A 26117-nucleotide genomic window follows, 5' to 3' on the forward strand; every position below is an offset into this window, starting at 1 on the left:
TGTCAAGTTAAAATACTTTTGCCATTTTCGCTTTTGAACGCGAAAGGTGTGATTTAATTGTGCCGGGCGGCAATCCTGTTATCTCGGAGATTTGTTTTATCGGTCGATCCTCCATGTAGAATAACAATACGATGGAGCGTTCGGTTTCGTTGAGGACTTTAAGGCAGCGTTCGACATCCATTTTTGCATCATTGTGTTCGATTGATGAATCCATTATGTCGTGTTGCGTTTCCGATTCGGGATACTCCTCTTTCAGCTTGCGCATATAGGAGTAGTATTCGTTGTAGGCTATTCGATACAGCCATGTCTTGAATCGGGCAAGTCCTTGAAATGAGCGAAGCGACAGATAAGCCTTTAAAAAGGTTTCTTGAGCCAGGTCGTCGGTCAGGCAAGCGTCGCCGAGTGTCAAGTTGAGCAGGAAGCGACGCAATCCGTCGTTATATTCGTCGACCAACCGCTCGAATGCATGGCGGTCGTCACCCGCCACGCATCGAGCAATCAATCGAAGCTCATCCCATTTACTCAACATTGCTCAGTTCGTTGCATTTTGCTTTTTGTCCTTTGTGTTCGTATAAGAAGTAAGCTATAAGCTTTCCGATTCCGATGATGCAGGGTATGATGCATAGCCATGCTATGTCTGAGTCTATGCACATGAAGAATATGAACAGTCCTATACCCCAAGCCATATAGGCCACTCCCGATTGCAACCGACGGTGAGGATTGAACGGAGCATAAAACTCTTTAGGCAATTCATGACCTGTTGTCAGTGAAGTTTCGATCACTCGGTTTCGGTCGCGCTTATTACGATATAGGAAATAGAATACGATGAATACGATTGTCACCGGGCTGAAGAAAGAGAATAGGATTATCAGGAATATGGCGGCAAAAGCATCGGTAAAAGGCGAAGATGTGTCATCTTCTACATTTACATCTATTTTCATGTTGATGTTACCGTTTTCGTCGGCATTTAATCCCGAACGTTTCACGACTACTACTCCATCTCCATCTTCATCGGCGACGATGTTGATGTCGTTGAATGTGGAGTCGTTTATTTCGGTCAGTGCTTCCTGAATGCTTTCGATGATTTCCTTTCCTACCTGTTCATTATAGGAAATGTCGCTCTTTCCTTTACATGATGAGAGGTTAAACAGAAGCATTACTAATGCTGCAGTGAAGATCAGTTTTGTTTTCATTGTAAGTTTTTTTGTTTGTTTTACCTTTAGATGCGGTGCCGGTTAAAAAGGTTGCACTGATTGTAAAAATTTTTGTGATAACGCATGGTTATATAATATGTCACGAGGCCAGCTGTTGACAGCAAGCCTCGTGACATTGGCGGTTATTCATGTAGACCGGGCCCGAATTTTTCGCGGCGATAGAGTCGGCTCTCTTCATCGATGGCGAGTGTCACATCGGAATTTGGTTCGTCGAGAGCATATCGGGTTTCTATTATTAATGTGTCGCCCTTTATGTCGACCCGTTGAAAACGATAGGCCGGAAGTGAGTCGTATTTCTCCTTTGGATATTGTTTCCCGTCGATTATAAAGCAGCTTGCATTGGGAGCAAGAGCGTTGATAACCGATTTCTTTCCGGTTATGATACTCTTGGTTATGGGTAAGGTGAATCCGTCGTAATAGGAGTCAGGTTGGTCGGATTGCGGCAGGTCGCCCATCCAGATGAAGTTGCCTTCAGTTATTGCTTTTGAGTTCATGTCGACACCGCGTACCAAGAACATCTTCAGCTCTTCGTTTTGTATGGAGTCATTGGATGTTGACGATGTCATTTCGGATAATTCAGCTTTTTCGGCGGCATTGTTGGTCGATGGGGTGCATGACATCATGATTGCGCATGCAATTGCTATTGTCGGAATAATTGCGATAATGTGACGCACTTTGTCAGATTGAGTAGAGGTTATCATAATTGATATTATTGTAACTGTGATTATAAAAATTGGCTACGTACAAATATAGAATAAATATTCTAACCCTACAAATAAAGCCGCTGATTAGTGCGTAAATTGCGCTTTTTAGGTGATTAAGATAAACATTTAGGAATATATAGGAGTTGTAAGAGTATTTACAAATGCTTAACTTTGCGTGCAATTTACTATTAGATATTAAAATGAGAAAAAGCTTTCCTATCATTACGCTTGTCGCCGGACTATCAATGCTCATGTCGACATCAGCCTATGCGATAGACGGGCTGCATTACCGTGCCGAGGGGGCGGTAAGTTTCAGCAGCGGGGAAAACACTCCTTTCTGGTTGTTAAACAACAAGCAGGGCTTGTCGTCAATCGAAAAGAACAACGGTTATCTTCGAGCCGGGATTTTTCGCGATATCGACAAGGATCAGAAATTTTCCTATGGCTTCGGTGCCGATTTGGCAGTAGCCTATAATTTCACATCATCGTTTATAATTCAGCAATTGTATGCCGACATAAAGTATCGCTGTCTTGGCCTGAGTGTAGGTAGCAAGGAGCGGGTAGGGGAATTCAACAATCCCAAGCTCAGCAGTGGTAATATGTTATATTCGGGCAATGCCCGTCCAATACCTCAGATACGTGCAGGCATTCCCGACTATACCATAGTTCCGTGGACCAATGACTGGCTTGCCGTAAAAGGATATGTGGCTTACGGAGGATTCACCGATGATGGCTGGCAGCGTGATTTTGCCGCACCGGGTAAAAAACGCACCGAGCATGTATGGTACCACTCTAAGGGTATTTATCTACGATTCGGCGATCTGAACCGCCTTCCGTTCTATATCGAGGGCGGACTTGAGATGGCTGCGCAGTTTGGAGGTCGCTCCATAACCGGCGATCGTGTAATCAATATGCCCAACGGTTTAAAGGATATTATAAAAGTGTTTTTCCCTTCGGGTGGCGATTCGAGCACTCCGATGGGAGAGCAGACTAATGTATATGGAAATCATGTCGGCGAATGGAGCCTTTGCGCTACATGGTATCCCGGTCGCGACTGGGGATTGAAGGCTTATTATGAGCACTTCTTCGAGGATCATTCGCAGATGTTCTTTGAATACACCTGGAAGGATGGGCTATGGGGCCTTGAGGTTGCATTCCCGAAGAATCCTGTAATCAGCACATTTGTTTACGAATATCTTTATACAAAGGACCAGAGTGGGCCGGTGTATTGGGATCACACACCCGAAATACCTGAGCAGGTGAGTGGTGTTGACAATTACTATAATCACGGAATATACACCGGATGGCAGCACTGGGGCATGGGTATAGGAAATCCGCTTATCATTTCACCTATATATAATAGGGACGGCGACATTTCGTTCCGTAGCAATCGTGTTATAGGTCATCATTTCGGTATAGCCGGAAATCCGTTGCCGGAGTTGAGCTACAGGCTCTTATTCTCGTTTACCCGCAATTGGGGTACCTATTCAGTTCCTTTCCACAATGTCGAAAATAATTACAATGGTCTATTGGAACTTACCTATTCGCCTAAATGGCTTGAAGGATTCTCTTCAACATTATCATTCGGCATGGATCGAGGCGCTCTTCTCGGAAACAGTAAGGGAGTTATGTTGACATTAAGAAAAACCGGATGGCTATGAGATATAAATTAATTCAACTGGTCATGGCCATGGTCATGACTGTGGTTCTGTCGGGATGCGCCAAGCGTTCAATCAATGGTGACCTTGACGGACAGTGGCAGATAATGAAGATTGAATACACCGATGGCAGTGTTGCTACACCTGAACGCACCTATTATTGTTTTTTCCTGCACACAATAAATCTGCGCAGTGTCGGGGGGCCTTCTATTGCCGGAAACTTCACATATAAGGGCGACGACATAAAGATAGAGTTCCCCAATGGCAATGTCGAGAATCTGAAATTGTACGGAATCAACGGCACCGCTGTCGACTTCAAAATCAGGGCTCTCTCGTCGTCGAAAATGACGCTGCAGTCGGATTATGCAATAATTGATTTCAGGAAATTCTGATTAATGCATATTTGAAAGCAAAATGCGAAAAAATTGCAATAAATAGCAATTGATTCGCCGTTTTATGCAAAATGTTGCAATCAAATTTTCATAAAACATAGTTTTACCGTAACTTTGCATTCCCCTAAAAATATATTTATTAATTGTAAGAATGAAAGTACTAAAATTTGGTGGAACATCAGTGGGTACTGTTGAAAGCCTGCGCAATGTAAAGTCCATTGTGGAAGGTCAGGAGGAACCTGTAATCGTAGTGGTTTCCGCACTCGGAGGCATTACCGACCAACTGATTAACACTGCGCGACTTGCCGCTCAGGGTGACATATCCTATCTTGACAATTATGCGCGCATTGTTGAACGCCACCATCAAGTAATAGAAGGCATAGTGCCTCAGGCATTACAGCTCGACTTGTTGTCAATGGTCAATCCTTTGCTTGAGGAGCTTGGCAACATCTATCGCGGAATAAGCTTGATTAAGGATTTGAGCGATCGCACGCTTGATATAGTCGTGAGCTATGGCGAAAGATTGTCGTCGGTCATAATATCGAAGATTATCGACGGAGCGATACACCTTGACAGCCGCAACTTCATAAAGACCGAAAAGCAATGGAACAAGCACGTGCTCGACAATGACACGACACAGCGTCTTGTTCACGGCATATTTGATGACCTGAAGTACGATGTGGTCATTGTTCCGGGATTCATAGCAAGTGATAATGCCGGAGATGTCACCAATCTCGGCCGAGGCGGTTCCGACTATACGGCTGCCATTCTTGCTGCTGCGCTTGATGCAAAAGTGCTTGAGATATGGACCGATGTCGACGGATTCATGACTGCCGACCCGAGGGTAATAAGCAACGCCCTTATTATCGACCATCTCTCATTTACCGAGGCGATGGAGTTGTGTAATTTCGGCGCAAAGGTCATCTATCCTCCCACAATATACCCCGTATTCCATAAGAATATACCGATATACATCAAGAATACCTTCAATCCCACGGCTCCCGGCACCTGCATCAGCGAGCAGCATCCGTCGCCCGAAGGAAAGGCCATCAAGGGTATATCGTCAATCAATGATACGTGCCTGATAACCGTTCAGGGTCTTGGTATGGTAGGTGTGATTGGAATTAACTCACGTATATTCAACGCGCTTGCCAAGAACGGCATTTCGGTGTTCCTTGTGAGTCAGGCTGCAAGTGAGAACAACACCTCGTTTGCGGTGCGTAACGGCGATGCCGACCATGCGCTTGAGGTGCTTCGCGAGGAGTTCAATGCCGAATTGCAGTCGGGAACTCTCAGCGAAATCACTGCCGAGCACAATCTTGCCACTGTAGCCATCGTGGGCGAGAACATGAAGCACACCACGGGTATTGCCGGCAAGCTGTTCAATACACTCGGACGTAACGGTATAAGCGTAATAGCCTGCGCGCAGGGTGCATCGGAAACCAACATCTCTTTTGTAATCGAACTTAAGGACCTCAGAAAGGCCTTAAACGTAATTCACGACAGTTTTTTCTTATCTGACACTCAGGTCTTAAACCTGTTTGTTGTCGGAGTAGGACATGTGGGCAGCAATTTGCTCTCACAGATACACGCACAACAGGAAAATCTGTTGGAGAATAAAGCGTTGAGGCTGCGCCTTGTGGGCATTGCCAATTCTCACACATGTGTCTTCGATCGTGAAGGCCTTGATACGGAGAATTATCAGGCCCGATTGGCCGAGTCGGACATCGAGGCGACTCCCGAGAATATACGTAACGGAGTCATTGGCATGAACATATTTAACTCGGTGTTTGTCGATTGTACGGCCAGTCAGGAAATAGCGGCTCTTTATGCCGACCTGCTGAGTCACAATATAAATGTGGTTGCAGCCAATAAGATTGCAGCGTCGTCGGACTATGAGTCATATATCGAGTTGAAGCGTATCGCCAACAAGAAGGATGTCAAGTTTCTCTTTGAAACCAATGTAGGAGCCGGACTTCCTATTATCAACACAATAAACAACCTGATCAATTCGGGTGATAAGATATTGAAAATCGAGGCCGTGCTCAGCGGAACTCTCAACTACATTTTCAATATACTCAGCAGCGACATACCCATGAGCAAGGCCATAATGAAGGCCAAGGAGGCCGGATACAGCGAGCCCGATCCAAGGGTTGATCTTAGCGGAAAGGATGTCATAAGAAAGATTGTGATTCTTGCCCGTGAAGCCGGTTATCGTGTTGAGCAGAGCGATGTCGTGGCCAACCTTTTCATACCCGCGAAATACTTTGAGGGTTCGTTGGACGACTTCTTTGCTACTATTGGCGAGCTTGACGAAGAGTTTGAGGCTTATCGCGCCAAGGCCGAGAAGGAGGGACATCATTTCCGATTTGTCGCTACGCTTGACAACGGAGCGGTAAGTGTGGGATTACAGCGTGTCGACTCGGTGCATCCGTTCTATCATCTCGAAGGAAGCAACAATGTGATACTGCTCACTACCGAGCGTTACAATGAATATCCCATGGCCATAAAGGGGTATGGTGCCGGCGCTGAAGTTACTGCAGCCGGAGTTTTCTCGGATATTATCGGCATTGCCAATATCCGATAGATTTATTCAATCAGCTTGTTTGTTATGAAATATATAGTAGTTCTTGGTGACGGCATGGCCGATGAGCCTATCCCCGAATTGGGCGGCAAGACTCCGCTTGAGGCCGCTGACACTCCGGTTATGGATATGCTTGCACGCAAAGGTCGTGTCGGACAACTTATAACCGTGCCTGAAGGATTTCATCCCGGAAGTGAGATAGCCAATCTTTCGGTACTTGGCTACAATGTGCCGGAGGTGTTTGAGGGCCGAGGTGTCCTTGAGGCCGCCAACATGGGCGTTGACATAAAGCCTGGTGACATGGCTATGCGGTGCAATCTGATTTGTATATCCGACGGGCGCATAAAAAATCATTCGGGAGGACATATTTCCACCGAAGAAGCCCACGAAATAATTGCCACGCTTCAGCATGAACTCGGCGATGACACCGTGCAGTTTTATCCCGGAGTGTCCTATCGTCATCTGTTGATTTTAAAAGGCGGCGACAAGAGAGTGTCGTGCACGCCTCCTCATGATGTGCCGGGTGCGGTGTTCACCGATGTCATGGTGAAAGCCGATGTGCCTGAAGCCGAGGCCACCGCATGCAAGTTAAATGAACTTATATTGCGTTCGCAGAAGATACTTGAGTCACATCTTGTAAATCTACGACGCAAGGCCGAGGGCAAGGATTGTGCCAACAGCATCTGGCCCTGGTCGCCGGGTTATCGTCCGTCGATGCGCCCCATGACCGAGGAGTTCGGCATTAAGTCGGGCGTGGTGATTTCGGCCGTTGACCTGATTTTCGGTATCGGAGTCTATGCCGGTCTGAAACCTGTATATGTGGAGGGTGCCACCGGGCTTTATGACACCAATTACGAGGGAAAGGCTCAGGCGGCAATAGATGCGTTGCGTAACGGCGCTGACTTTGTATTCCTCCATGTGGAGGCAAGTGACGAAGCCGGACATGAAGGCGACTATGAGTTGAAGAAGCGTACCATAGAGTATCTCGACAACCGCATTCTGCGTCCTTTAATGGATGCTGTTTCCGAAATGGATGAACCTGTTGCCGTGGCGGTGTTGCCCGATCATCCCACTCCATGCAGGCTGCGCACCCACACATCGGCTCCTGTGCCGTTCCTTATATACCGACCCGGTGACACTCCCGACGATGTGACGGTCTTTTCCGAAAAGTCGGCAGCGGATGGAGATTACGGATTGTTGACAGGCAGCCAGTTCATTAAATCACTGATAAAATAAACCACAACGACACATAGCTTTTAATTATGAATTACTATAGTACCAACGGACAATCGCCCAAGACATCATTGAAGGATGCCGTCGTGAGGGGACTTGCTCCCGACCGTGGCCTCTATATGCCTGAACGCATTCCCACGATACCTTCGGCATTCTTTCGCCACATAGGCGATATGTCGTTACAGGATGTAGCGTATGTGGCGGCAAACACGCTGTTTGGTGACGATATCGAGTCATCGACCCTTCAGACAATCGTCAACGACACACTTAACTTCGATATACCTCTTGTTGAGGTGGATTCCGACAAGTACGCTCTCGAACTCTTTCATGGCCCGACACTTGCATTTAAGGATGTAGGTGCAAGATTCATGGCCCGTTTGCTCGGATATTTCAACCGTCAGCAGGGCAATGAGGATGTAAATGTGCTTGTGGCTACATCGGGCGACACAGGAAGCGCTGTTGCCAACGGATTCTTGAATGTTCCCGGAGTGAGAGTGTTTGTCCTCTATCCCAAGGGCAAGGTCAGCCGCATCCAGGAAGCACAGTTCACTACTCTTGGATGCAACGTGACGGCTATCGAGGTCGACGGCACATTTGACGACTGTCAGGCTCTCGTTAAGTCGGCATTCATGGACAAGGAGTTGAATGATGCCATGAAACTGACATCGGCTAACTCTATAAATGTAGCCCGATTCCTTCCGCAGATGTTCTACTACTTCCATGCCTATGCTCGTCTTGTAGGTTCAGGCAAGTCGGCCGACAAGGTAGTGTTTGCCGTACCGAGCGGTAACTTCGGCAACATCTGTGCCGGACTGATTGCCAAGCGCATGGGCTTGCCCGTACATCGTTTCATTGCCGCCAACAATCGCAATGATGTATTCTTTGAATATCTGAAGACAGGTAAATATAATCCCCGTCCGTCCATAGCTACGATAGCCAATGCCATGGATGTGGGCGATCCGTCCAACTTTGCACGTATTCTCGACCTTTACGGCAAGTCACACGATGCCATTGTGGGCGATATAAGCGGATGCACCTATACCGACGAGCAGATTGCCGATGCGATGCGTAACGTTTATGCCGAAAAGGGTTATATTCTCGATCCTCACGGAGCTGTGGCCTATAGGGCATTGGATGAGTATCTGCAGCCCGGTGAAACGGGTATATTCCTTGAAACTGCCCATCCTGCCAAATTCAAGGAAACGGTTGATTCAATCATTGACGGCAGTGTCAAGATTCCGGCACGACTTGAGGCGTTCATGCGTGGCGAGAAGTCGACGGTGCGTCTTAACAAGCAATTCCCGGCATTCAAGAAGTATCTGCTCTCATTGTAGCACGACGGCCAATTTCTTGGCGAAAGATAAACATTGGTGGCTTCACATTTCGTGGAGTCACCAATGTTGTGTAACTTTGGCACATAATTTGCTGTAAAGTGATTTCTGTAATAAATTAGCGGTATTTTTAAATGAACAACTCCGATAAAGACAACAATCATAAGATAATTTCATTAGGACAAATCGACATAGATCCTTCAAAGTTCAATGCCGAGCCTGACCTTGATGCGCTGCCACTGCTCGCGACTCAGAATCTTGTCCTGTTTCCGGGTGTTACAATCCCTATTTCACTCGTTAGGATAAGCTCTCAATTCACGGCGCAGTATGCTCTCGATTCCAAGAATCCGATAGGCATTGTGTGTCAGCGCAATCCTGAGGATGATGCTCCGACTATTGAATCTCTATATGATTATGGAACGATTGCCGATGTAATCAAGATTTTTGACCTTCCCGATGGAGGCCACACTGCGATTATACGTGCACGCGATAAATTCCATATACTTGATAGCGCTGAAAACAATACTGCCGGAGGAAATGCTCTCGCTGCAAAGGTGGAAATTGTAAAGGATGTTAAGCCGCGCCGTAATGACAAGGATTTTGTCGCCGTTGTTCAGGCCATAAAGAATCTTACATTGCGATTGCTCAAGGACATGGACGGAATGCAGGAATTTTTCCTGAATGTTCAGAATTTCCCTGACCCTATCGGTCTTGTCAACATGATCTGTACGCAATCGCCGTTCCCCACCGACCAAAAGATGGCCCTTCTGCTTGAGGACAACGTGAAGGAGCGAGCCAAAGAGTTGCTTGCGCAGCTTACGCGTCAGGAGCAGATGCTGCTTGTGGCCGAAGAAATTCAGTCAAGTGCCCGTCAAAGTTTTGACCAGCAGCAGCGTCACGCTTTCCTGCAACAGCAGATGGAAGCTATACGCCAAGAGCTATACGGTGATAACGATGACGATCTGACTGCTTTCCGTCGTAAGGCTGATGAGATTGATTTTCCGGCCAATGTAGCTGCCGTGTTTGACAAGGAGCTTGACAAACTGGGACGATTGAATCCGCAAAGCCCCGACTATTCGGTTCAATATTCCTATATAGAAACCCTGCTTGAATTGCCGTGGAACAAGTATTCTGACTTGAATACCGATCTCAATCTGGCAAAGGATATCCTTGATGCCGACCATTATGGACTTCCCAAGATCAAGGAGCGTATCCTTGAGCAGATAGCCGTGCTGCTTAACAACCCTGAGGGCAAGGCTCCGATTCTCTGCCTTGTAGGACCTCCCGGAGTGGGAAAGACCTCGTTGGGCCAATCGGTGGCGCGCTCGCTCGGACGCAAATATCAGCGTGTATCGTTGGGCGGCCTTCATGACGAAGCTGAAATACGCGGACACCGTCGCACTTATATAGGAGCGATGCCGGGCCGTATAATCGATGCCGTAAAGCGTGCCGGTACTTCCAATCCCGTATTGCTGCTCGACGAAATCGACAAGATAGGCAGCGACTTCAAGGGCGATCCTTCGGCTGCGCTGCTTGAGGTGCTCGACCCTGAACAGAATTGCCGATTCCACGACAACTATGTCGACATCGATTACGACTTATCGAAGGTGCTGTTCATTGCCACTGCCAATACATTGACGACATTGTCGCAGCCGCTTCTCGACCGAATGGAGATTATCGACCTTTCGGGTTATCTGCTTGAAGAGAAGATTGAGATAGCCAATCGTCACATAATACCCCGGCTTTTGAAGGAGTTCAAGCTTAAGAAGTCGCAATTATCGTTCACTCCCGAGGCCATAGCACATATAATCGAGAACTATACCTCGGAGAGCGGTGTGCGACAGCTTGAAAAGCAGATTTCCAAGATTATACGCAAGATTGTGCTCGCGTTGATGCTTAAGGAGAAATATCCTCACAAGATACAACCCAAGCATCTTAAGGGTTATCTCGGGCTTGAACGCTATAGCAAGGATCTCTATGAGGGCAATGAGTTTGCCGGTGTTGTCACAGGACTGGCCTGGACGGCTGTAGGCGGTGAGATTCTCTTCATCGAGTCGTCATTGTCACGAGCCAAAGGCGACAAGTTGACATTGACCGGTAATCTCGGCAACGTAATGAAGGAGTCGGCTGCGATAGCCTTACAGTATGTAAAGAGCCATTCACTTGAGCTGGGTATAGACGACGAGCTGTTTGAGAAATATCAGCTTCACGTGCATGTCCCTGAAGGAGCTATCCCCAAGGACGGACCGTCGGCCGGCATAACTATGGCAACATCCATTGTTTCGGCCTTCACGCAGCGCAAGGTGCGTTCATGCCTTGCCATGACAGGCGAAATTACTCTGCGAGGCAAAGTGTTGCCTGTGGGCGGTATAAAGGAGAAGATTCTTGCCGCCAAGCGTGCCGGAATAACCGACATAATCCTTTCGGTTGAAAATCGTAAGGATGTGGAGGACATTGATGCCATGTACATATCGGGCCTTACGTTCCACTACGTGAAAACAGTGATGGAGGTTATCGATAAGGCGTTGCTGGATGAAAAAGTAGCACATTGTCGCGAGTTATAGCATCAATGATAAACATTTTGTAGTGTTTAAATGTATTTAAGTTAAACACTACATTTTATCAAAGATGAAGAAGAAATATGTGATATGGCTTATAATAGCCATCCTTGGATTGGGATCGACATCGCTTACTTCGTGTGGCTCCATGCGCAGCTATTGGGGCGTTGAGGGAGATTATGACTTTGATGATGGATATTATTACAAGCATAAGAAACACAAGAAGCATAAGAAGCCGAAAAAGCATCATCATCACCATCACGACCATGATGATTGATCAATAAAAAATCGGCAGAGTGATCATTGATACATCACTCTGCCGATTGGTATTTTCTAAAGACTGCTTTATTCGCCTTTCTCTTCAGTAGCGTTTTCTTCCTCTTCCGGCGATACAAATTCGGTTATTCCGGCAGCGAGGAGCTGATTGTACCAGTTTAACACTTTCTTTATGTCGTTGGTATAAACGCGGTCCTCGTCAAAGTCGGGAAGCACTTCCTTGAAGTAGGCGCGTATGTCGGCATCGTCACCTATGGCTTTTACATCCACGGGCTTTCCGTCGGCTTTTGTTTTCAGTGATTCAAGCACTTTCGACAACGGAACATCTTCCTCTACGGTATATATGGCTATGTCACCGAGCGATATCACTTTGTCGTGGGCGTAGGCAGGAGTGCGTTTGCCGGTCGAAAGTGACTCTACGATGAGCATATTCTTTCCTTGATTCACTAATTTGAACAGTCCGGGTTTTCCCGATATTGCTAAAATTGTCTTTAACATATCTAAATGGCGTTTTTATGTGTATTGTAAAAATTTCGTATATGCAAAATTACTCTTTTTTGGCGATATATTGTTAACTTTGCCATTCCAAAATAATGACGATGCTAAAGTTTTTAGGCTATTTGCTACAATTAATAATCTCACCGGCCCGTGGCTGGGAGGATATAGCCGCCCGTGGCGAGGAGCCGCGTGCCATTGCATCGAGCGGCTTCTATCCCTTGATAGGCATAACGGCTTGCACGGTGTTCATTCAGCGTTTCTACGTGTCCTCCCTTTCATTGGTGACGATGATTCAGAATGCGGTAGTTACTTTTGTACAATATTTCGTGACATTTTTCTTTGCGGTGTTCCTGTTCTCATTTTTCCTTAAGCGAATGGTCGACGGTGAGCCCAATGAAAAGAAGTACACCACTTTCATATTGTATAATCTGGGACTGCTTGCTGTTATAAACATAATAGGCAATTGCCTGCCGCCCATCGATCTGTCGATAGTGCAGTTTCTCCCGGTGGTGGTGGTGCTTGTTATGTGGATGGGAATGCGTTATTTGGCCGTCAGGGCGACATCTTCGTTTGCCTTCACGGCGCTGAGTGTAGTGAGCATCCTGTTGCCTCCCTATATACTCGGCTGTTTGTTTCATTTTATAATGCAGCAATTATCATGAATTTGAAGAATAGTAAGGATATAAATATAAAAAACAAGCGTGCGACATTTGACTACGCCATATCCGACACATTTACGGCGGGCATCGTGCTTACCGGTACCGAAATCAAGTCGATACGCCTCGGCAAGGCGAGTCTTGCCGATTCATTCTGTTATGTGACCAATGGCGAGGTGTGGCTTAAGAATATGTATATAGCCGAATACTTCTACGGTACATATAACAATCATGCCGAGCGTCGCGACCGCAAGCTGCTCCTTAATAAAAAGGAGATTGCCAAGTTGGAGAAGAACGGCAAAGAGGCAGGATTTACCATCATACCTATGCGATTGTTCATCAACGACCGCGGGCTTGCCAAGGTGGTTATAGGCATCGGTCGGGGTAAGAAGGAATATGACAAACGACAGTCCATCAAGGAGCGTGAGGATAAGCGCTCGATGGCACGATTGTTTGAAAAACGATAAAGTGGAGAATTTTTGATTACTAATGCTCGTCCTTGCACAGAACGAGCATTATTTTTATGTCGCCTGTAATGGTTGCTCCTATAAGTCGCTTGTCGCCTCCGTCTTTGACTTTCAGCTTGGCTTTCAGCTTATCGGCCGACCATCCGAAATTTCTAACCGCTACGTTTATTTGTGGATATTTACGAGAGAATCGCTTCAGCTCACTTGACGCGAAGGGGATGACGCGCTCGATTTTCCATCGCTCGCCGGGGAACATGTCGACAGGTGACGACGATGTGTACAGATGTGTGTTGGGATGGAGTTTCTTTACTCCGAACCGAGAGGACAGCAGTTTGTAGGGGGCGCATTTCATGATCGCAGGGTAGGGCTCGTAGAGATACCATCCATCCTCGGGAACTCCGAACTCTACAGCGGCTTCGCTCTCCTGTGAAGGGGTGTAACTGAAGTCGTCGCCCGAGGTCCATGCATGTATTGTGACATCGTTGGTGTCGTTGGTGAAGTCGACAACGCTTACGAGTTCTTTACATTCACGGGTGTTGCCCACGATGTATATGTCGCGTGTCATTGGCAATTCTCTCAAAGTGTGTGTGACATCGAGCATCGGCGATGCCTTTACAATCAATTTGCGACAATGTGCCGATATGTCGGGTAGAAGTGCCGTTACATCGGGTCGGCAGTCGCTCAACGCAAAAAGTCGTTGGCCGGCGTCGCCTCGCCGCGCGGGATCGATGAATATAGTGTCGAATCTTTTGTCACACTCCTTTAAATAGGAAGTTGAGTCGCCATGTAATATCGTAACATTGGATAATGACAGAGCCTTGGCGTTATGTGCTGCTGCTTCAGCTGTGTCGGAGTTAAGCTCTACGGCAGTGACCGATGACGCTTTTCGGGCAATGTGGAATGTGTCTATGCCAAGACCGCATGTCATGTCAAGCACATTCGCGCAATCGTCGACCAATCCCGCATGGAAATCGGCCAAAATGTCGCTCGTACACTGTTCGGCCGATAATGTCGACGGGAAGACGAAGTGCCGGCATTTCAATGTATCTGTCAGTTTGCTATTGCATCGCCTGCGGCATTCTATCTGTGTTATTGCCGCATCAATCCACTCATCTTTGCCGTGATTGCGAAGTCGAAGGCTTAGGACATCATCATTGATGTTACGGTACACCCATTCCCAAAATTCGTCATTGTCATGTATCATAGTGCAAAATTAACAATTTATCTCCACAAATTGCTCACACATAATTTTGGATTAACTCATCAATTAACTTTGCCGAATTATTCAACAGAGATAATTTTAAAAGTATTTAACATGACAAATGAATCAAGGCATTTAAGGCAAGAGCCGCTATTCTGTGAATTTATGGTGGATGTGCTGCAAGGAATGATTGCAGCTGACAAAAGACGTTGTTATGAAACCTATCTTACCACGCTTAACAATTTCAAGCGTTTTTTGCAAGGGGGAGATATTGAATTTGAGCGATTCGACAGCATGCGCTTGTTGTCCTATCAGGCATGGTTGATACGCTCGGGATTGACTTTGAACACTGTGTCGTTTTACATGCGCATTCTGAGGGCTGTTTATAATCGGGCGGTTGATAGAAACATTACCGTTCAGACATTCCCTTTCAAGCATGTATATACGGGAATCGAGAAGACGGTGAAACGAGCGGTGTCGTTGAACAAGATCAGGGAGATATATTCGCTTGACCTGTCGCACGATCCGAAACTTGAATATGCCCGTGACATGTTTATTCTTAGTTTTTTCTTACGGGGTATGTCGTTTATCGACATGGCATTCTTGAAAAAGAGCGATCTGGTGGGTGGAAGGCTCACCTATCGTCGACGGAAAACCAATCGGTTGCTCGTGATAAAATGGGAACCTGTGATGCAACGTATCGTGCAGCGTTACGGCAATCCGACATCAATCTATTTGCTCCCGATCATTGATGATTCAACCGTGAATGTCAGGAGCAAGTATAAAAATGTTCTGTATAAGATAAACTACAATTTGAAGCGGGTAGGGCGCAGGGTGCATCTTTCGTTGCCGCTTACCATGTATGTTGCGCGTCATTCATGGGCTTCTATCGCACGCTCGCGCAACATACCGTTGTCGGTGATAAGCCAGGGTATGGGACATGATTCCGAATCAACGACCAAGATATATCTGGCTTCACTTGAAACCAATGTAATCGATCGTGCCAATCAGACTTTGATTAAGCTTCTTGAGGCATAGACATAAATGGGGACCGACACGGGTGTTGATAGTTGACAAAACTATTCCCATGTCGGTCCTTTGCAATTACAATTCTATAGTGTCACTCCTGTTTTGAATATCGCGATCTCCTTGGCTCCGGTAAATTCATGCTCCAACAACTTTCCGTTGGCCGTGTCTATGATTTTGTCGAGCATTCGTTTGGAAGCGTTATTTATGGATTCGCCCTCTATTATCGTTCCTGCATTGAAGTCAATCCAGTGCTTCTTTTTCTCATAAAGAGCGGTGTTGGTCGATATTTTCATTGTGGGTACAAATGTCCCGAATGGAGTTCCTCGTCCGGTAGTGAAGAGGACAATGTGACATCCCGCTAATGCGAGTGCAGTCGAAGCCACGAGGTCATTGCCCGGAGCGTTTAGCAGGTTTAGCCCGGACTTTGTTGCTTGGCGGGCATAGCCGATGACATCGACAACCGGTTTTGTGCCACCTTTCTGCACGCAGCCGAGCGACTTTTCTTCAAGAGTCGTTATCCCTCCGGCTTTGTTGCCGGGTGACGGATTCTCATATATCGGTTGGCCGTAGGAGCGGAAATAGTCCTTGAAGTCGTTTATGAGCGATGTAATCTTATTGAATATCTTTCGGTCTACAGCCCGGTTCATCAATATCGTTTCGGCACCGAACATTTCAGGAACTTCGGTCATTATGGTTGTCGCTCCGCAGTCAATCAGCATGTCCGATACCATTCCCACAAGCGGATTGGCAGTTATTCCCGACAGCCCGTCGGAGCCTCCGCATTTCAATCCCACTTTCAGTCGTGACATCGGCAGGGGCTGCCTGCGGTCGCTCTTCATCGTTTCAATCAATTGCTTGCCTATTGCGACTCCCTCTTCAATTTCGTCGTCCACTTCTTGCGCCACAAGGAACTTTATGCGTGACGGGTCGTAGTCGCCCAATGTATCACGCAACGTTGCCAATTGGTTGTTCTCGCATCCGAGGCCGAGTACAAGTACACCCCCGGTATTGGGATGCTTTATGAGTGCAGCCAAAGCTGAGCGGGTGTTTTCATGGTCAGAGCCGAGTTGAGAACATCCGTAATTGTGGGTGAACGCACGCACATCGTCTATATGGCTTGTGTCACACTCTTCAGTCAGCCGTTTGACGATTGCCTGAGCTTGTCCGTTGACACATCCCACTGTAGGCACTATCCACAATTCATTGCGAATACCCATCTCTCCGTTGGCTCGTAGATAACCGTTGATTGTGGGTGGATTGCATGATGGTTTGGCTTCGGTTGTCACAGGACTGTAGGTGTACTCCAAGTCAAGATCGAGCGATGTCGCGAGATTATGAGAATGCACATGTTCACCGGCCGTTATGTGTCTTGTCGCATGACCTATGGGATAGCCGTATTTTACGACATCGCATCCTTGGGCAATGTCGGTCAGCGCCACTTTGTGGCCTCGAATCAGGTCATCCTTCAACGTTACCGTTACGCCTCCTTCGGTCAATGTTTCGCCGGCCTTTATCTCGTCGGCTAAAACTACGGCTACATTGTCGGCTTGGTTTATCCTTATGATGCGTTTAGCCATTCTTGTGCGATTCAATGAATTGTTTTAATGCCACTGACATGCCGTTCCGTCTGATTTCACTCAGATATCTTGCCGTGTCATCTATAAAGCCGGGAATATGCTCTTCAAAATTTTCTGTGAAGATGTTGCTGTTGACAATGGCGGCAACAGTAGAACGATAGTCGTTGTCATTCCACACTTGATTTATCAATTCAAGATGCTCTTGGGTGTCTTGGGCGTTGAATTCCGAGCCGGGGCCGTACAGTGAGAGCAATGCGGCGAATGTGAACAGTTCAAAATCCGCTCTTTTGCCGTTACGTGAATAGTAGTCCTTTGCCGTGGGATAGTTACGTGCCTCCCACTTCGACAACGAGTTTAACGCTATTGACTTGAGCTGATGCTTAATATAAGGATTGTAGAAACGTTCAAGTATTCCCGCCGAGAATCGTTCAAGCTTTTCGCGCTCTTCATCGATCATGGACAACACTTCGCGCTCGACCATTGTGTTGATGAATTCGTTGACATCACGGTTGTCGAATGCGTCCATAACCGTTTCGCATCCAAGCTGTAGAGCAATCGGAACCATTCCGGTGTGAGAGCCGTTGAGTATTCTCACCTTCTTGTCGCGGAACTTCTTAATCGAGGGCATGAACTCCACATTGAGTCCCGCCTTGTCGAGTGGCAGCTCACGTTGTGCCTTCAGATAGCCGTCGCCTCCTATGGCCCATATATGGTAAAGTTCACCCTTGACTATGAGATTGTCATCATAACCGAGCTCCTCCTTAAGCTCGTCAATAGTGTCGTGAGGGAATCCCGACACTATGCGGTCGACAAGTGTGTCACAGAATATGCAGCTGTTTTTAACCCAGTCGATGAAATCGTTGCCAAGACCTCCTTCAGCGGCATGACGCAGTACGAAGTCACGTAGGGTGCTTCCATTGTCCTCGATCAGCTCGCAGCACAGGAATATCAATCCCTTGTCGTCGGCTCCGTTGAAACGGGTGAAGCGTTTGTGCAGCATCTTGGTTACTTTGCCGGGAAATGTTGCCTGATTGTCGCCTGACATGTCTTCGGGCTCGTAACGTATGCCCGCTTCGGTGGTATTTGATATTACAAATCTTAAATCGGGCGATGTTATGTAGCTCTCGTAACGCTCCATGTCGGCTGACGGTGAAAAAGCGTCGGCAATCGAGGTCACCAACCGTGACTCCTTACCGGGTTTGCCATCCTTTACACCTTCAAGGTACACATGATAGAGCCCATCTTGCTTCTGCAATGTTTCCAAGGCTGGAGTGATGCGGAAACGCGGCGTTACTATGGCTATGTCGCTATCGGTAACGCCTTTTTCGTTGGCAATGTCAATCATCCAGTCGACAAATGCCCTCAGGAAGTTGCCTTCGCCGAATTGAAGTATTTTTACAGGATGGGTGGTTGTCGCCACCGTTTCCCTGTTTAATGGTCGTTGGTTCATTGTACGGTAGTGTTGTTAGTTTTCGTAAAGATAGAACATGCGTTCCATCAGCGTCCATTTTTCGGCCGATGTGCTGTCAGGATTGCATCCTTGAAATGTTGCCACGAAATTTTCCCATTCGGCTTGGCGAGGTAACGTGGCAAGTCGCTTCATTGCCGTGTCCCAGTCGAAGTCAAGGGGAGTTTCCACAATCATGAATACGCGATTGCCGGTTATGTACATCTCCATTTCAAGGATTCCAACTTCGCGTATCCCTTCACGAATCTCAGGCCAGGCATTCGCTTTGCTGTGACACTCCTTGTAGCGTTCTATCAGCTCCGGATTGTCTGACAGGTCGATTGTCTGGCAATAGCGTTTTACCGGCTGGTCGTAACGTTTTACTCTGTATCCGTTGACTGGCATTGAATCGCTTTAAAATTTGACTAATATTCTGAATACCTTTCCGGGATTATCCGACCAGCGCTGAAGCGCCTCTTGCGCTTTGTCGGGCATCACTATTTCGCTGACAAGCAGGTCTACGGGACAGTTGTCGTGTTGCGTGTAACGTATCACGGCGTTGAAGTCGGCCGGCAACGCATTGCGTGAACCGCGTATGTCGAGCTCTTTCTGCACAAACAGCTTTGTCTGGAACGTGACATCCGACTTTGAATAGCCAATGCAAACAACTCGTCCGGCAAATGCCACTTCCTCCACTGCCGTTACATAGGTCACGGGTGATCCTACAGCTTCGACAACTACATCGGGACCATATCCTGCCGTTATGTCACACAGTTTTTCGTGTATATTCTCCTTGGCCGAGTTTATGGTGTAGGTAGCTCCGAGTCGCTTTGCGAGTTCAAGCTTGTCGTCGTCAAGGTCGGTAGCTATGACAGTGGCGCCTCTCATGGCGGCTCGCACAATTGCACCGAGTCCGATCATGCCGCATCCTATCACCATTACGGTGTCTATGTCGGTGACTGCACCTCGGTCAACGGCATGGAAGCCTACACTCATCGGTTCGATTAATGCGCAGTCGCGCGAGGAGATGCCGGGAGCCGGTATGACTTTCTCCCAAGGTATGGCGATGTATTCGCGCATAGCTCCGTGACGCTGCACACCGAGTGTTTCGTTGTGCTCGCACGCGTTGGGGCGGCTTTTACGACATGAAGAGCATTTGCCGCATGCCGTATATGGATTTACCGTAACGTTCATACCCTTGGTGAACATGCCTTCAGGCACGTTGTCACCGACGGCCTCGATGGTTCCTCCTATCTCATGTCCCGGAATGACGGGTGATATTGCCATGAGATTTTTTCCGCGGAATGTATTGAGGTCGGAGCCGCAGAATCCCACGTAGTCAATCTTGATTAATACTTCTCCGGGACGAAGTTGAGGCATGTCGAGATCGATTACTTCGACATTGCCGGGCGATTTTATTTGAATTGCAAGCATAGTTCTATTCAGTTACTTGTTGGTTATATTTTGAATGAATGGTTGTCAGTTGATTATTTTGTGCCCTCGAAATCCGTAATAGGCGCACACCATGAAGCATATCATGGGAACAACATAGGCGATGTGATACCACACCGGATCGAGCATCATGATGAATGCGGTGAGCTGCGGCAGACAGGCGTTACCCACAATGGCCATGACCAGGAATGCCGAACCGCTCTTTGTGTCATCGCCAAGATCGGTTATTGCGAGTGAAAATTGGGTGGGGTAGATGATCGACATGAAGAACGACACTGCGATCATGGCATATAGTCCCACCATGCCTCCAAACAGCGTTATCACAATACACAGCACAACATTGGCGAGGGAGTAGACGGTGAGCATGTTGCTCGCTTTGAACTTGCTCATCAACATGGTTCCCACCCATCGGCCAAGCAGGAATGCAAGCATGTAGATGCCGAAGAATGTAGTCGCGGTGGATTCGCTTATGCCTGCATAGGAGCAGCAGTAGACAAGGAAGAGGCTGTTGATTGCCGTTTGTCCTCCGTTATAGAAGAACTGGGCCACTACGCCTTTGGAGAGGTGAGAGCGTTTGAATACACCGAAATTAATAAGCTTTCCCGAAGTGCTGTGACCTTCGTTTATTTTGGGTAGTTTTGAGAAGATGAATATCACGGCTATTATTACAAGCATAAGGGCGAGAGCCGCATAGGGGCCTTTCATAGCGTTGGTTTCAGCCTCGATATATGCTTCCCATCCGCCGGTGAAGTCGGCCGGCAGTGTGTCACGTGTATATGAGTCGCCGCTGAGTATTATTTTGCTGATGAACATTGCCGATATGAAAGCGCCGAGTCCGTTGAACGACTGGGCGAGATTGAGTCGGCGATGAGCCGATTCAGGTGCGCCGAGAACCGTTACGTAAGGATTGGCGGCTGTTTCAAGGAAGCACATTCCGGTAGCGATGACAAAGAATACGCACAAGTAGAACCAATACTCTTTTATCACAGCCGCAGGGAAAAACAGCAATGCACCGGCTGCCGCCATGAGCAGGCCGAATATTATGCCGGCCTTATAGGTGTAACGCTTCATGAACATCGCAATCGGTATGGGACAGATGAAGTAGGCGAGCCAATAGGCGGTTTCGGTAAATGACGCTTCAAAGGGTGTCAGTTCGCAAGTCTTCATCAGCTGCCTTATCATGGTTGGCAGCAGGTTGGCGCTGATTGCCCAGACGAAGAAGAGGCATATCACGAGCGATAGCGGTACAATGTATCGATTTTTGGTTGTAGGATTCATTCCGACATGTTTTTGATGTAAGGTAACTCTATAAGATTCTTAAAACCGTAAAAATGTCTTGCATTTTCACCAAGGAATGCACGTTTCTCATCGGTAGTCATGAGGGGTGACTTTATAATGAAGTCGTAGGACATGCGGTAGGTTATGGCCGTTATAGTGCGAGGGTAATCAGATCCCCACATGAGTTTATCCATACCAACTGCATCGGCTGCTTCGCGTATGGCGCGCACGGCTCCGTCAAAGGGATAGAATTCAGAATTGAAGAGCCAAGTTATACCTCCTGATTCAATCATGACATTTTTATGTCGTGCCAGCTTTATCTGTTCCATCCAGTCGGGCATGGTCACCATTCCGAAATGTCCTATCGCTATTTTAAGATCGGGACATTCGCTGATGACCTCTTCCATTTCGGGCACTTGCAATGCTCCGTCGGCCAGTGTTATCGACAATATCATGCCGTGCTTCTCCATGTACTTGAACATCTCCATCATTTCGGGAGAGTTGAGCCAAACCCGGTCGTCGCCGAGCGGAAGTCGGTGAGCAGGTATGGCCAATCCGCGGAATCCGTGTGCTATCAGTTCTTTTGCATCGGGGAGAAAACCCGGTTTGCGAAATTCACACATGCCGAAAACGAAAAACCTGTCGGGGTATCGCTTTACTACATCGGCGAGATACTCATTCTGATTTCCGTCGATGAATTCCTGTGTGACCACGGCTGCCGAAACTTGTGCATAATCCATGTTTGACAGGAATACTTCGGCCGAGTTGCGTCCGTCGATCATGAACGGCGGTAGCATTTGCCTCTCTTCGCCTAGGAATATCGAGCGTCCGCGGTCGATGGTGCGTACCGGCAAACCGTTGACGATTGTGTCTTGATTAAGCCACAAGTGTGAGTGTGCATCGATTATTGTGTAATCCATGTCGGCGGTCATTAAGAGTTGGCCCAGCTTACTCGCTGCTGATTTCCGATTATGTCACGCACCTCCTTAACGAGCGTCATGTCGATGGGCTCGTCGACGAATGCTAAGTTGTTTGCTACATTGTCGGGATTGGCCGAGCTGAACAGCGTAGTCGCTATCCTCGGATTTCCGGTGGAGAATTGTATTGCGAGTTTCTCAATCGGGTATCCCTTGGCGTTGCAATGCTCCACGGCCTTGCGGCAGGCATCGACAAGCGACTTGGGCGCTGGATGCCAGTCGGGCACGCCTCTATTGGACAACAGTCCCATCGAGAGTGGCGAAGCGTTGATGACACCGATGCCGTGCTGCTCGAAATAGTCGAGGAAATCGAGCAACTTGTCGTCGTTGAGTGTATAGTGACAGAAATTGAGCACGCTTTCGACTGTGCCTTCGGGAACGCGGTCGATTACCCATTTGAGATTTTCCAACTGGAGGTCGGTTATGCCCACATGTCCCACAACACCTTTTTCGCGAAGCTCCACAAGTGCCGGCAGTGTTTCATTGACAACCTGATTAAGGTCGGCAAATTCGATGTCGTGTACGTTTATCAAATCGATATAGTCGACACCGATGCGTTCCATGCTTTCAAATACACTCTCAGTGGCGCGTTTTGCCGAGTAGTCCCATGTGTTGACACCGTCCTTGCCGTAGCGGCCTACCTTGGTCGAGAGATAATATTTGTTTCGATCGATGCCCTTTAAAGCTTTGCCGAGCACTGTTTCGGCTTTGTAATGACCGTAGTAGGGCGATACATCGATGAAATTCATGCCGCCTTCTATGGCTGTTTCCACTGCCTTGATTGCTGATGTCTGATTTATGTCGCGGAACACTCCGCCGAGCGACGAAGCTCCAAAACTGAGCGACGACACTACCATTCCGGTTTTCCCGATTTCGTTGTATTTCATGTAATGATTTATAATTACTATTTCATGCAAAATAAAGAAATAATTTCCGTTCGCAATAGGAATATTTCGCGATAAAGTAGGACAAAATCGAGATTTTTCTCTTACCGAGATTTTAAGATATATTATGTAGTATGTTTCATGCCTATTGGATTATTTTTTGTATTTTTGTATATACAATGTAATGACTCAATGTCATCGATTTACCATGACCCGAATTTTAAGTATTACCAATAACTAAATTCCATCCATAATTAAATGAACAAGCACTATTTCCCCCGGATTGCCATGATGGTAATGACCGGTGTGATTGCGGTCGGTCTTAATGCGGAGCGTCACACGACGACGCTGAATGAGGGCTGGCAGTTTACAAAGGGTGTCCCTTCGGCCGATACGCAGTGGCAGAATGTAAGAATACCTCATGATTGGGCCATATACGGGCCTTTTGACCGAAATAACGACCTTCAGGTTGTTGCCGTAGAGCAAAACGGTGAAACAGAAAAGACAGAAAAAACAGGCCGTACCGGCGGATTGCCTTTTATAGGAAAAGGTTCCTACCGCACGGTTATTGATGTTCCCGACACTACAGGCAGGGCATTGACCCTTGTATTTGACGGAGCGATGAGCAATGCGCATGTCAAAGTCAACGGCAAGGAACTTGCATATTGGCCCTATGGCTACAACTCATTCTATGCCGACATTACCGATGCGGTACATCCAGGCAAGAACGATGTCGAGGTCGATCTTGAAAACTTTGAGAGGGCATCGCGCTGGTATCCCGGTGCCGGACTTTACCGTAACGTGCATCTTGTAAATACCGACAAAGTACATATCCCCGTTTGGGGTACATACGTCACGACACCCAAGGTGACCAAGGATTATGCATCGGTGCGCCTTGAGGTGAAGATAGCCGGCCTTAATGACGGACAAAAGGCTATGGTCGCTACCGAAATCCTGTCGCCTGCAGGCGATGTGGTTGCAAAGAATTCATCGGAATTTGTGTATCACGGACAGAAGGATTTCCAGAATTTCCTTGTAAACCGACCTGAATTGTGGTCGCCGAAGTCGCCCAAGCTGTATACGGCACGCACTACTGTCAGTGTCGATGGCAAGGTTGTCGACAGTTATGACACCCGATTCGGCATACGCAGTATCGAGTATGTTCCCGAAAAGGGATTTTTCCTTAACGGGGAGCTTACCAAGTTCCGCGGAGTGTGCAATCATCATGACCTGGGTCCGTTGGGCGCGGCAGTCAACCGCTCGGCGTTGCGTCACCAGATAGAGCTGCTCAAGGATATGGGCGTAAATGCCATACGTACATCTCATAACATGCCGGCTCCAGAGCTTGTAGAGTTGTGCGACGAAATGGGCGTGATGTTGATGATTGAGCCCTTTGACGATTGGAGCTTCCGTCCGAAGTCGCCTAACGGTTACGGCTCATACTTCAATGAGTGGGCCGAGCGTGACATCACCAACATGGTTGAGCACTACCGCAACAGCCCGTCGGTGGTCATGTGGTCTATAGGCAACGAGGTGCCGAGCCAGTGGGGTCCCGGTGGAGTAAAGGAGCTTACAATGCTTCAGGATCTTGTGCACAAGCTTGACCCGACCCGTCCCGTGACATGCGGAATGGATCAGATAAGGGCGGTGCTTGACAATGGCTTTGCTGCCGCGCTCGACATTCCCGGATTCAATTACAAGCCTCAGTTCTATGAAGAAGCTTATGAAAAGCTTCCGCAGAAACTGATTCTCGGTTCGGAAACCGCATCGACCGTTTCATCGCGTGGAGTTTATCATTTCCCTATCGAATTTAAGGAACACAATCACGTGACGCACCCCGACCATCAGTCGTCGAGCTATGACAATGAGTCATGTATATGGTCCAACACTCCCGATATAGACTTTGCTATGGACGATGACAAGGATTATGTAATAGGTCAGTTTGTGTGGACCGGATTTGACTATCTTGGCGAGCCTTCGCCTTACGATACCGATGCATGGCCCAACCATAGCTCTGTGTTCGGTATCATCGACCTTGCGTCACTTCCCAAGGACCGCTATTACCTCTATCGCTCAAAGTGGAACGAGGAGTCGCCTACGCTTCACATTCTGCCTCACTGGAACTGGAAAGGCCGTGAAGGCAAGGTGACGCCGATATTTGTCTACACCAGCTATCCTAAAGCCGAGTTGTTTATAAACGGAAAGAGTCAGGGCGTTCGCGAGAAGAACGACTCCACCTATCAGAACCGCTACAGGCTGATGTGGAACGAAACCGTGTATGAACCGGGTGAAGTAAAAGTAGTAGCTTACGATGACAATGGCAATGCCGTTGCCGAGGAGTCGATAAAAACCGCAGGCAAGCCGCATCATCTTGTTGTCACTCCCAACCGTGAATCGTTGAAGGCCGATGGTGACGATCTTGTCTATTTCACAGTACAAGTCGCCGACAAGAATGGCAATATCGTGCCTACCGATGATCGTCTTGTCAAATTTAAGGTAGACGGAGCCGGTGCATTTGAGGCTACTGCAAATGGTGACCCGACATGCCTGTTGCCGTTCCAGAACCCTGAGATGAAGCTATTCAGCGGTGCTGCCACAGCGATAGCCCGCAGCGGCAAGACTCCGGGAACTCTTCGTTTCCGGGTAACGGCCAAAGGCGTTGCTCCTGCCGAAGTTGAAATTCCCGTTCGTTGACAGTTAT

At 47.7% G+C, this 26117-nt stretch carries 23 protein-coding genes; 11 read left to right on the plus strand and 12 right to left on the minus strand.

Annotated features, from left to right (window positions below):
• Positions 1–7: 7 nt before the first annotated feature.
• From E5354_RS01410 to E5354_RS01420, 3 genes are all read right to left on the minus strand, one after another.
• Positions 8–529 carry an RNA polymerase sigma factor gene (locus E5354_RS01410; protein ID WP_238337335.1) on the minus strand — a complete coding sequence of 174 codons (522 nt, stop codon included), beginning with the start codon at positions 527–529 and terminating at the stop codon, positions 8–10.
• Entirely contained in the window at positions 519–1193 is a 675-nt protein-coding gene (locus E5354_RS01415; RefSeq protein WP_135946161.1) for a DUF6249 domain-containing protein, read from the minus strand. The genes E5354_RS01410 and E5354_RS01415 overlap by 11 nt, the downstream gene beginning before the upstream one ends.
• A 143-nt stretch (positions 1194–1336) precedes the next feature.
• Positions 1337–1837, minus strand: a complete 501-nt coding sequence (locus E5354_RS01420; RefSeq protein WP_135946162.1) for a hypothetical protein — start codon at positions 1835–1837, stop codon at positions 1337–1339.
• A gap of 281 nt (positions 1838–2118) precedes the next feature.
• Between E5354_RS01420 and E5354_RS01425 the strand changes: the two genes are divergently transcribed.
• From E5354_RS01425 to E5354_RS01455, 7 genes are all read left to right on the plus strand, one after another.
• Positions 2119–3579 (plus strand): capsule assembly Wzi family protein, encoded by a 1461-nt coding sequence (locus tag E5354_RS01425; RefSeq protein ID WP_135946163.1) that lies wholly within the window; start codon positions 2119–2121, stop codon positions 3577–3579.
• On the plus strand, positions 3576–3968 hold the full coding sequence (locus E5354_RS01430) for a lipocalin-like domain-containing protein (RefSeq protein WP_135946164.1): 393 nt from the start codon (positions 3576–3578) through the stop codon (positions 3966–3968). Before E5354_RS01425 ends, E5354_RS01430 begins: the two co-directional genes overlap by 4 nt.
• Positions 3969–4119: 151 nt before the next feature.
• On the plus strand, positions 4120–6555 hold the full coding sequence (thrA, locus tag E5354_RS01435; RefSeq protein WP_123396561.1) for a bifunctional aspartate kinase/homoserine dehydrogenase I: 2436 nt from the start codon (positions 4120–4122) through the stop codon (positions 6553–6555).
• 24 nt (positions 6556–6579) lie between these two features.
• On the plus strand, positions 6580–7788 hold the full coding sequence (locus E5354_RS01440; protein ID WP_135946165.1) for a cofactor-independent phosphoglycerate mutase: 1209 nt from the start codon (positions 6580–6582) through the stop codon (positions 7786–7788).
• Between the two features lie 26 nt (positions 7789–7814).
• A complete protein-coding gene (gene thrC, locus E5354_RS01445; protein WP_135946166.1) occupies positions 7815–9119 on the plus strand; it encodes a threonine synthase in 1305 nt (434 codons plus the stop codon).
• A 131-nt stretch (positions 9120–9250) separates the two neighbouring features.
• Positions 9251–11680, plus strand: coding sequence for an endopeptidase La (gene lon / locus E5354_RS01450; protein ID WP_123396564.1), 2430 nt, complete (start codon positions 9251–9253; stop codon positions 11678–11680).
• A 64-nt stretch (positions 11681–11744) separates the two neighbouring features.
• The gene (locus E5354_RS01455; RefSeq protein WP_123396565.1) at positions 11745–11951 is read left to right on the plus strand and encodes a hypothetical protein; all 207 of its coding nucleotides are present in this window, start codon (positions 11745–11747) and stop codon (positions 11949–11951) included.
• A gap of 68 nt (positions 11952–12019) precedes the next feature.
• On the opposite strand, the gene E5354_RS01460 is transcribed toward E5354_RS01455, so the two are convergent.
• Positions 12020–12448, minus strand: coding sequence for a DUF5606 domain-containing protein (locus E5354_RS01460; protein ID WP_123396566.1), 429 nt, complete (start codon positions 12446–12448; stop codon positions 12020–12022).
• A gap of 122 nt (positions 12449–12570) precedes the next feature.
• Here E5354_RS01460 and E5354_RS01465 point away from each other — a divergent pair, with 122 nt between their 5' ends.
• A complete protein-coding gene (locus tag E5354_RS01465) occupies positions 12571–13110 on the plus strand; it encodes a hypothetical protein (protein WP_135946167.1) in 540 nt (179 codons plus the stop codon).
• Positions 13107–13571 (plus strand): SsrA-binding protein SmpB, encoded by a 465-nt coding sequence (gene smpB / locus E5354_RS01470; protein ID WP_123396568.1) that lies wholly within the window; start codon positions 13107–13109, stop codon positions 13569–13571. The genes E5354_RS01465 and smpB overlap by 4 nt, the downstream gene beginning before the upstream one ends.
• Before the next feature lie 19 nt (positions 13572–13590).
• Here the strand turns inward: smpB and E5354_RS01475 are convergent, their stop codons facing one another.
• Positions 13591–14775, minus strand: a complete 1185-nt coding sequence (locus E5354_RS01475) for a THUMP-like domain-containing protein (protein WP_135946168.1) — start codon at positions 14773–14775, stop codon at positions 13591–13593.
• Positions 14776–14886: 111 nt separating this feature from the next.
• On the opposite strand from E5354_RS01475, the gene E5354_RS01480 reads away from it, so the two are divergent.
• Complete coding sequence (locus tag E5354_RS01480; protein ID WP_168353791.1) at positions 14887–15810, plus strand: tyrosine-type recombinase/integrase; 924 nt, start codon at positions 14887–14889, stop codon at positions 15808–15810.
• Between the two features lie 74 nt (positions 15811–15884).
• Here E5354_RS01480 and E5354_RS01485 read toward each other — a convergent pair whose 3' ends face one another.
• Genes E5354_RS01485 through E5354_RS01515 form a run of 7 tightly spaced genes read right to left on the minus strand, consistent with a single transcriptional unit; the run spans position 15885 to position 23419 of the window.
• Positions 15885–17378 carry a UxaA family hydrolase gene (locus E5354_RS01485; protein WP_135946170.1) on the minus strand — a complete coding sequence of 498 codons (1494 nt, stop codon included), beginning with the start codon at positions 17376–17378 and terminating at the stop codon, positions 15885–15887.
• The gene (locus E5354_RS01490) at positions 17371–18828 is read right to left on the minus strand and encodes a tagaturonate reductase (protein ID WP_123396571.1); all 1458 of its coding nucleotides are present in this window, start codon (positions 18826–18828) and stop codon (positions 17371–17373) included. The genes E5354_RS01485 and E5354_RS01490 overlap by 8 nt, the downstream gene beginning before the upstream one ends.
• Before the next feature lie 15 nt (positions 18829–18843).
• A complete protein-coding gene (locus tag E5354_RS01495) occupies positions 18844–19230 on the minus strand; it encodes an L-rhamnose mutarotase (RefSeq protein ID WP_123396572.1) in 387 nt (128 codons plus the stop codon).
• Positions 19231–19239: 9 nt separating this feature from the next.
• Positions 19240–20259 (minus strand): zinc-binding alcohol dehydrogenase family protein, encoded by a 1020-nt coding sequence (locus E5354_RS01500; protein WP_123396573.1) that lies wholly within the window; start codon positions 20257–20259, stop codon positions 19240–19242.
• A 45-nt stretch (positions 20260–20304) separates the two neighbouring features.
• The gene (fucP, locus tag E5354_RS01505) at positions 20305–21555 is read right to left on the minus strand and encodes an L-fucose:H+ symporter permease (protein WP_123396574.1); all 1251 of its coding nucleotides are present in this window, start codon (positions 21553–21555) and stop codon (positions 20305–20307) included.
• A complete protein-coding gene (locus E5354_RS01510; RefSeq protein ID WP_135946171.1) occupies positions 21552–22475 on the minus strand; it encodes an amidohydrolase family protein in 924 nt (307 codons plus the stop codon). The genes fucP and E5354_RS01510 overlap by 4 nt, the downstream gene beginning before the upstream one ends.
• 11 nt (positions 22476–22486) lie before the next feature.
• Positions 22487–23419, minus strand: a complete 933-nt coding sequence (locus E5354_RS01515; RefSeq protein ID WP_123396575.1) for an aldo/keto reductase — start codon at positions 23417–23419, stop codon at positions 22487–22489.
• A 255-nt stretch (positions 23420–23674) separates the two neighbouring features.
• Between E5354_RS01515 and E5354_RS01520 the strand changes: the two genes are divergently transcribed.
• The gene (locus E5354_RS01520) at positions 23675–26110 is read left to right on the plus strand and encodes a glycoside hydrolase family 2 TIM barrel-domain containing protein (RefSeq protein WP_135946172.1); all 2436 of its coding nucleotides are present in this window, start codon (positions 23675–23677) and stop codon (positions 26108–26110) included.
• The last annotated feature ends 7 nt before the right edge of the window (positions 26111–26117 follow it).

The organism is Muribaculum sp. NM65_B17 (genome assembly GCF_004793735.1).
Taxonomy (GTDB): Bacteria; Bacteroidota; Bacteroidia; order Bacteroidales; family Muribaculaceae; genus Muribaculum; species Muribaculum gordoncarteri.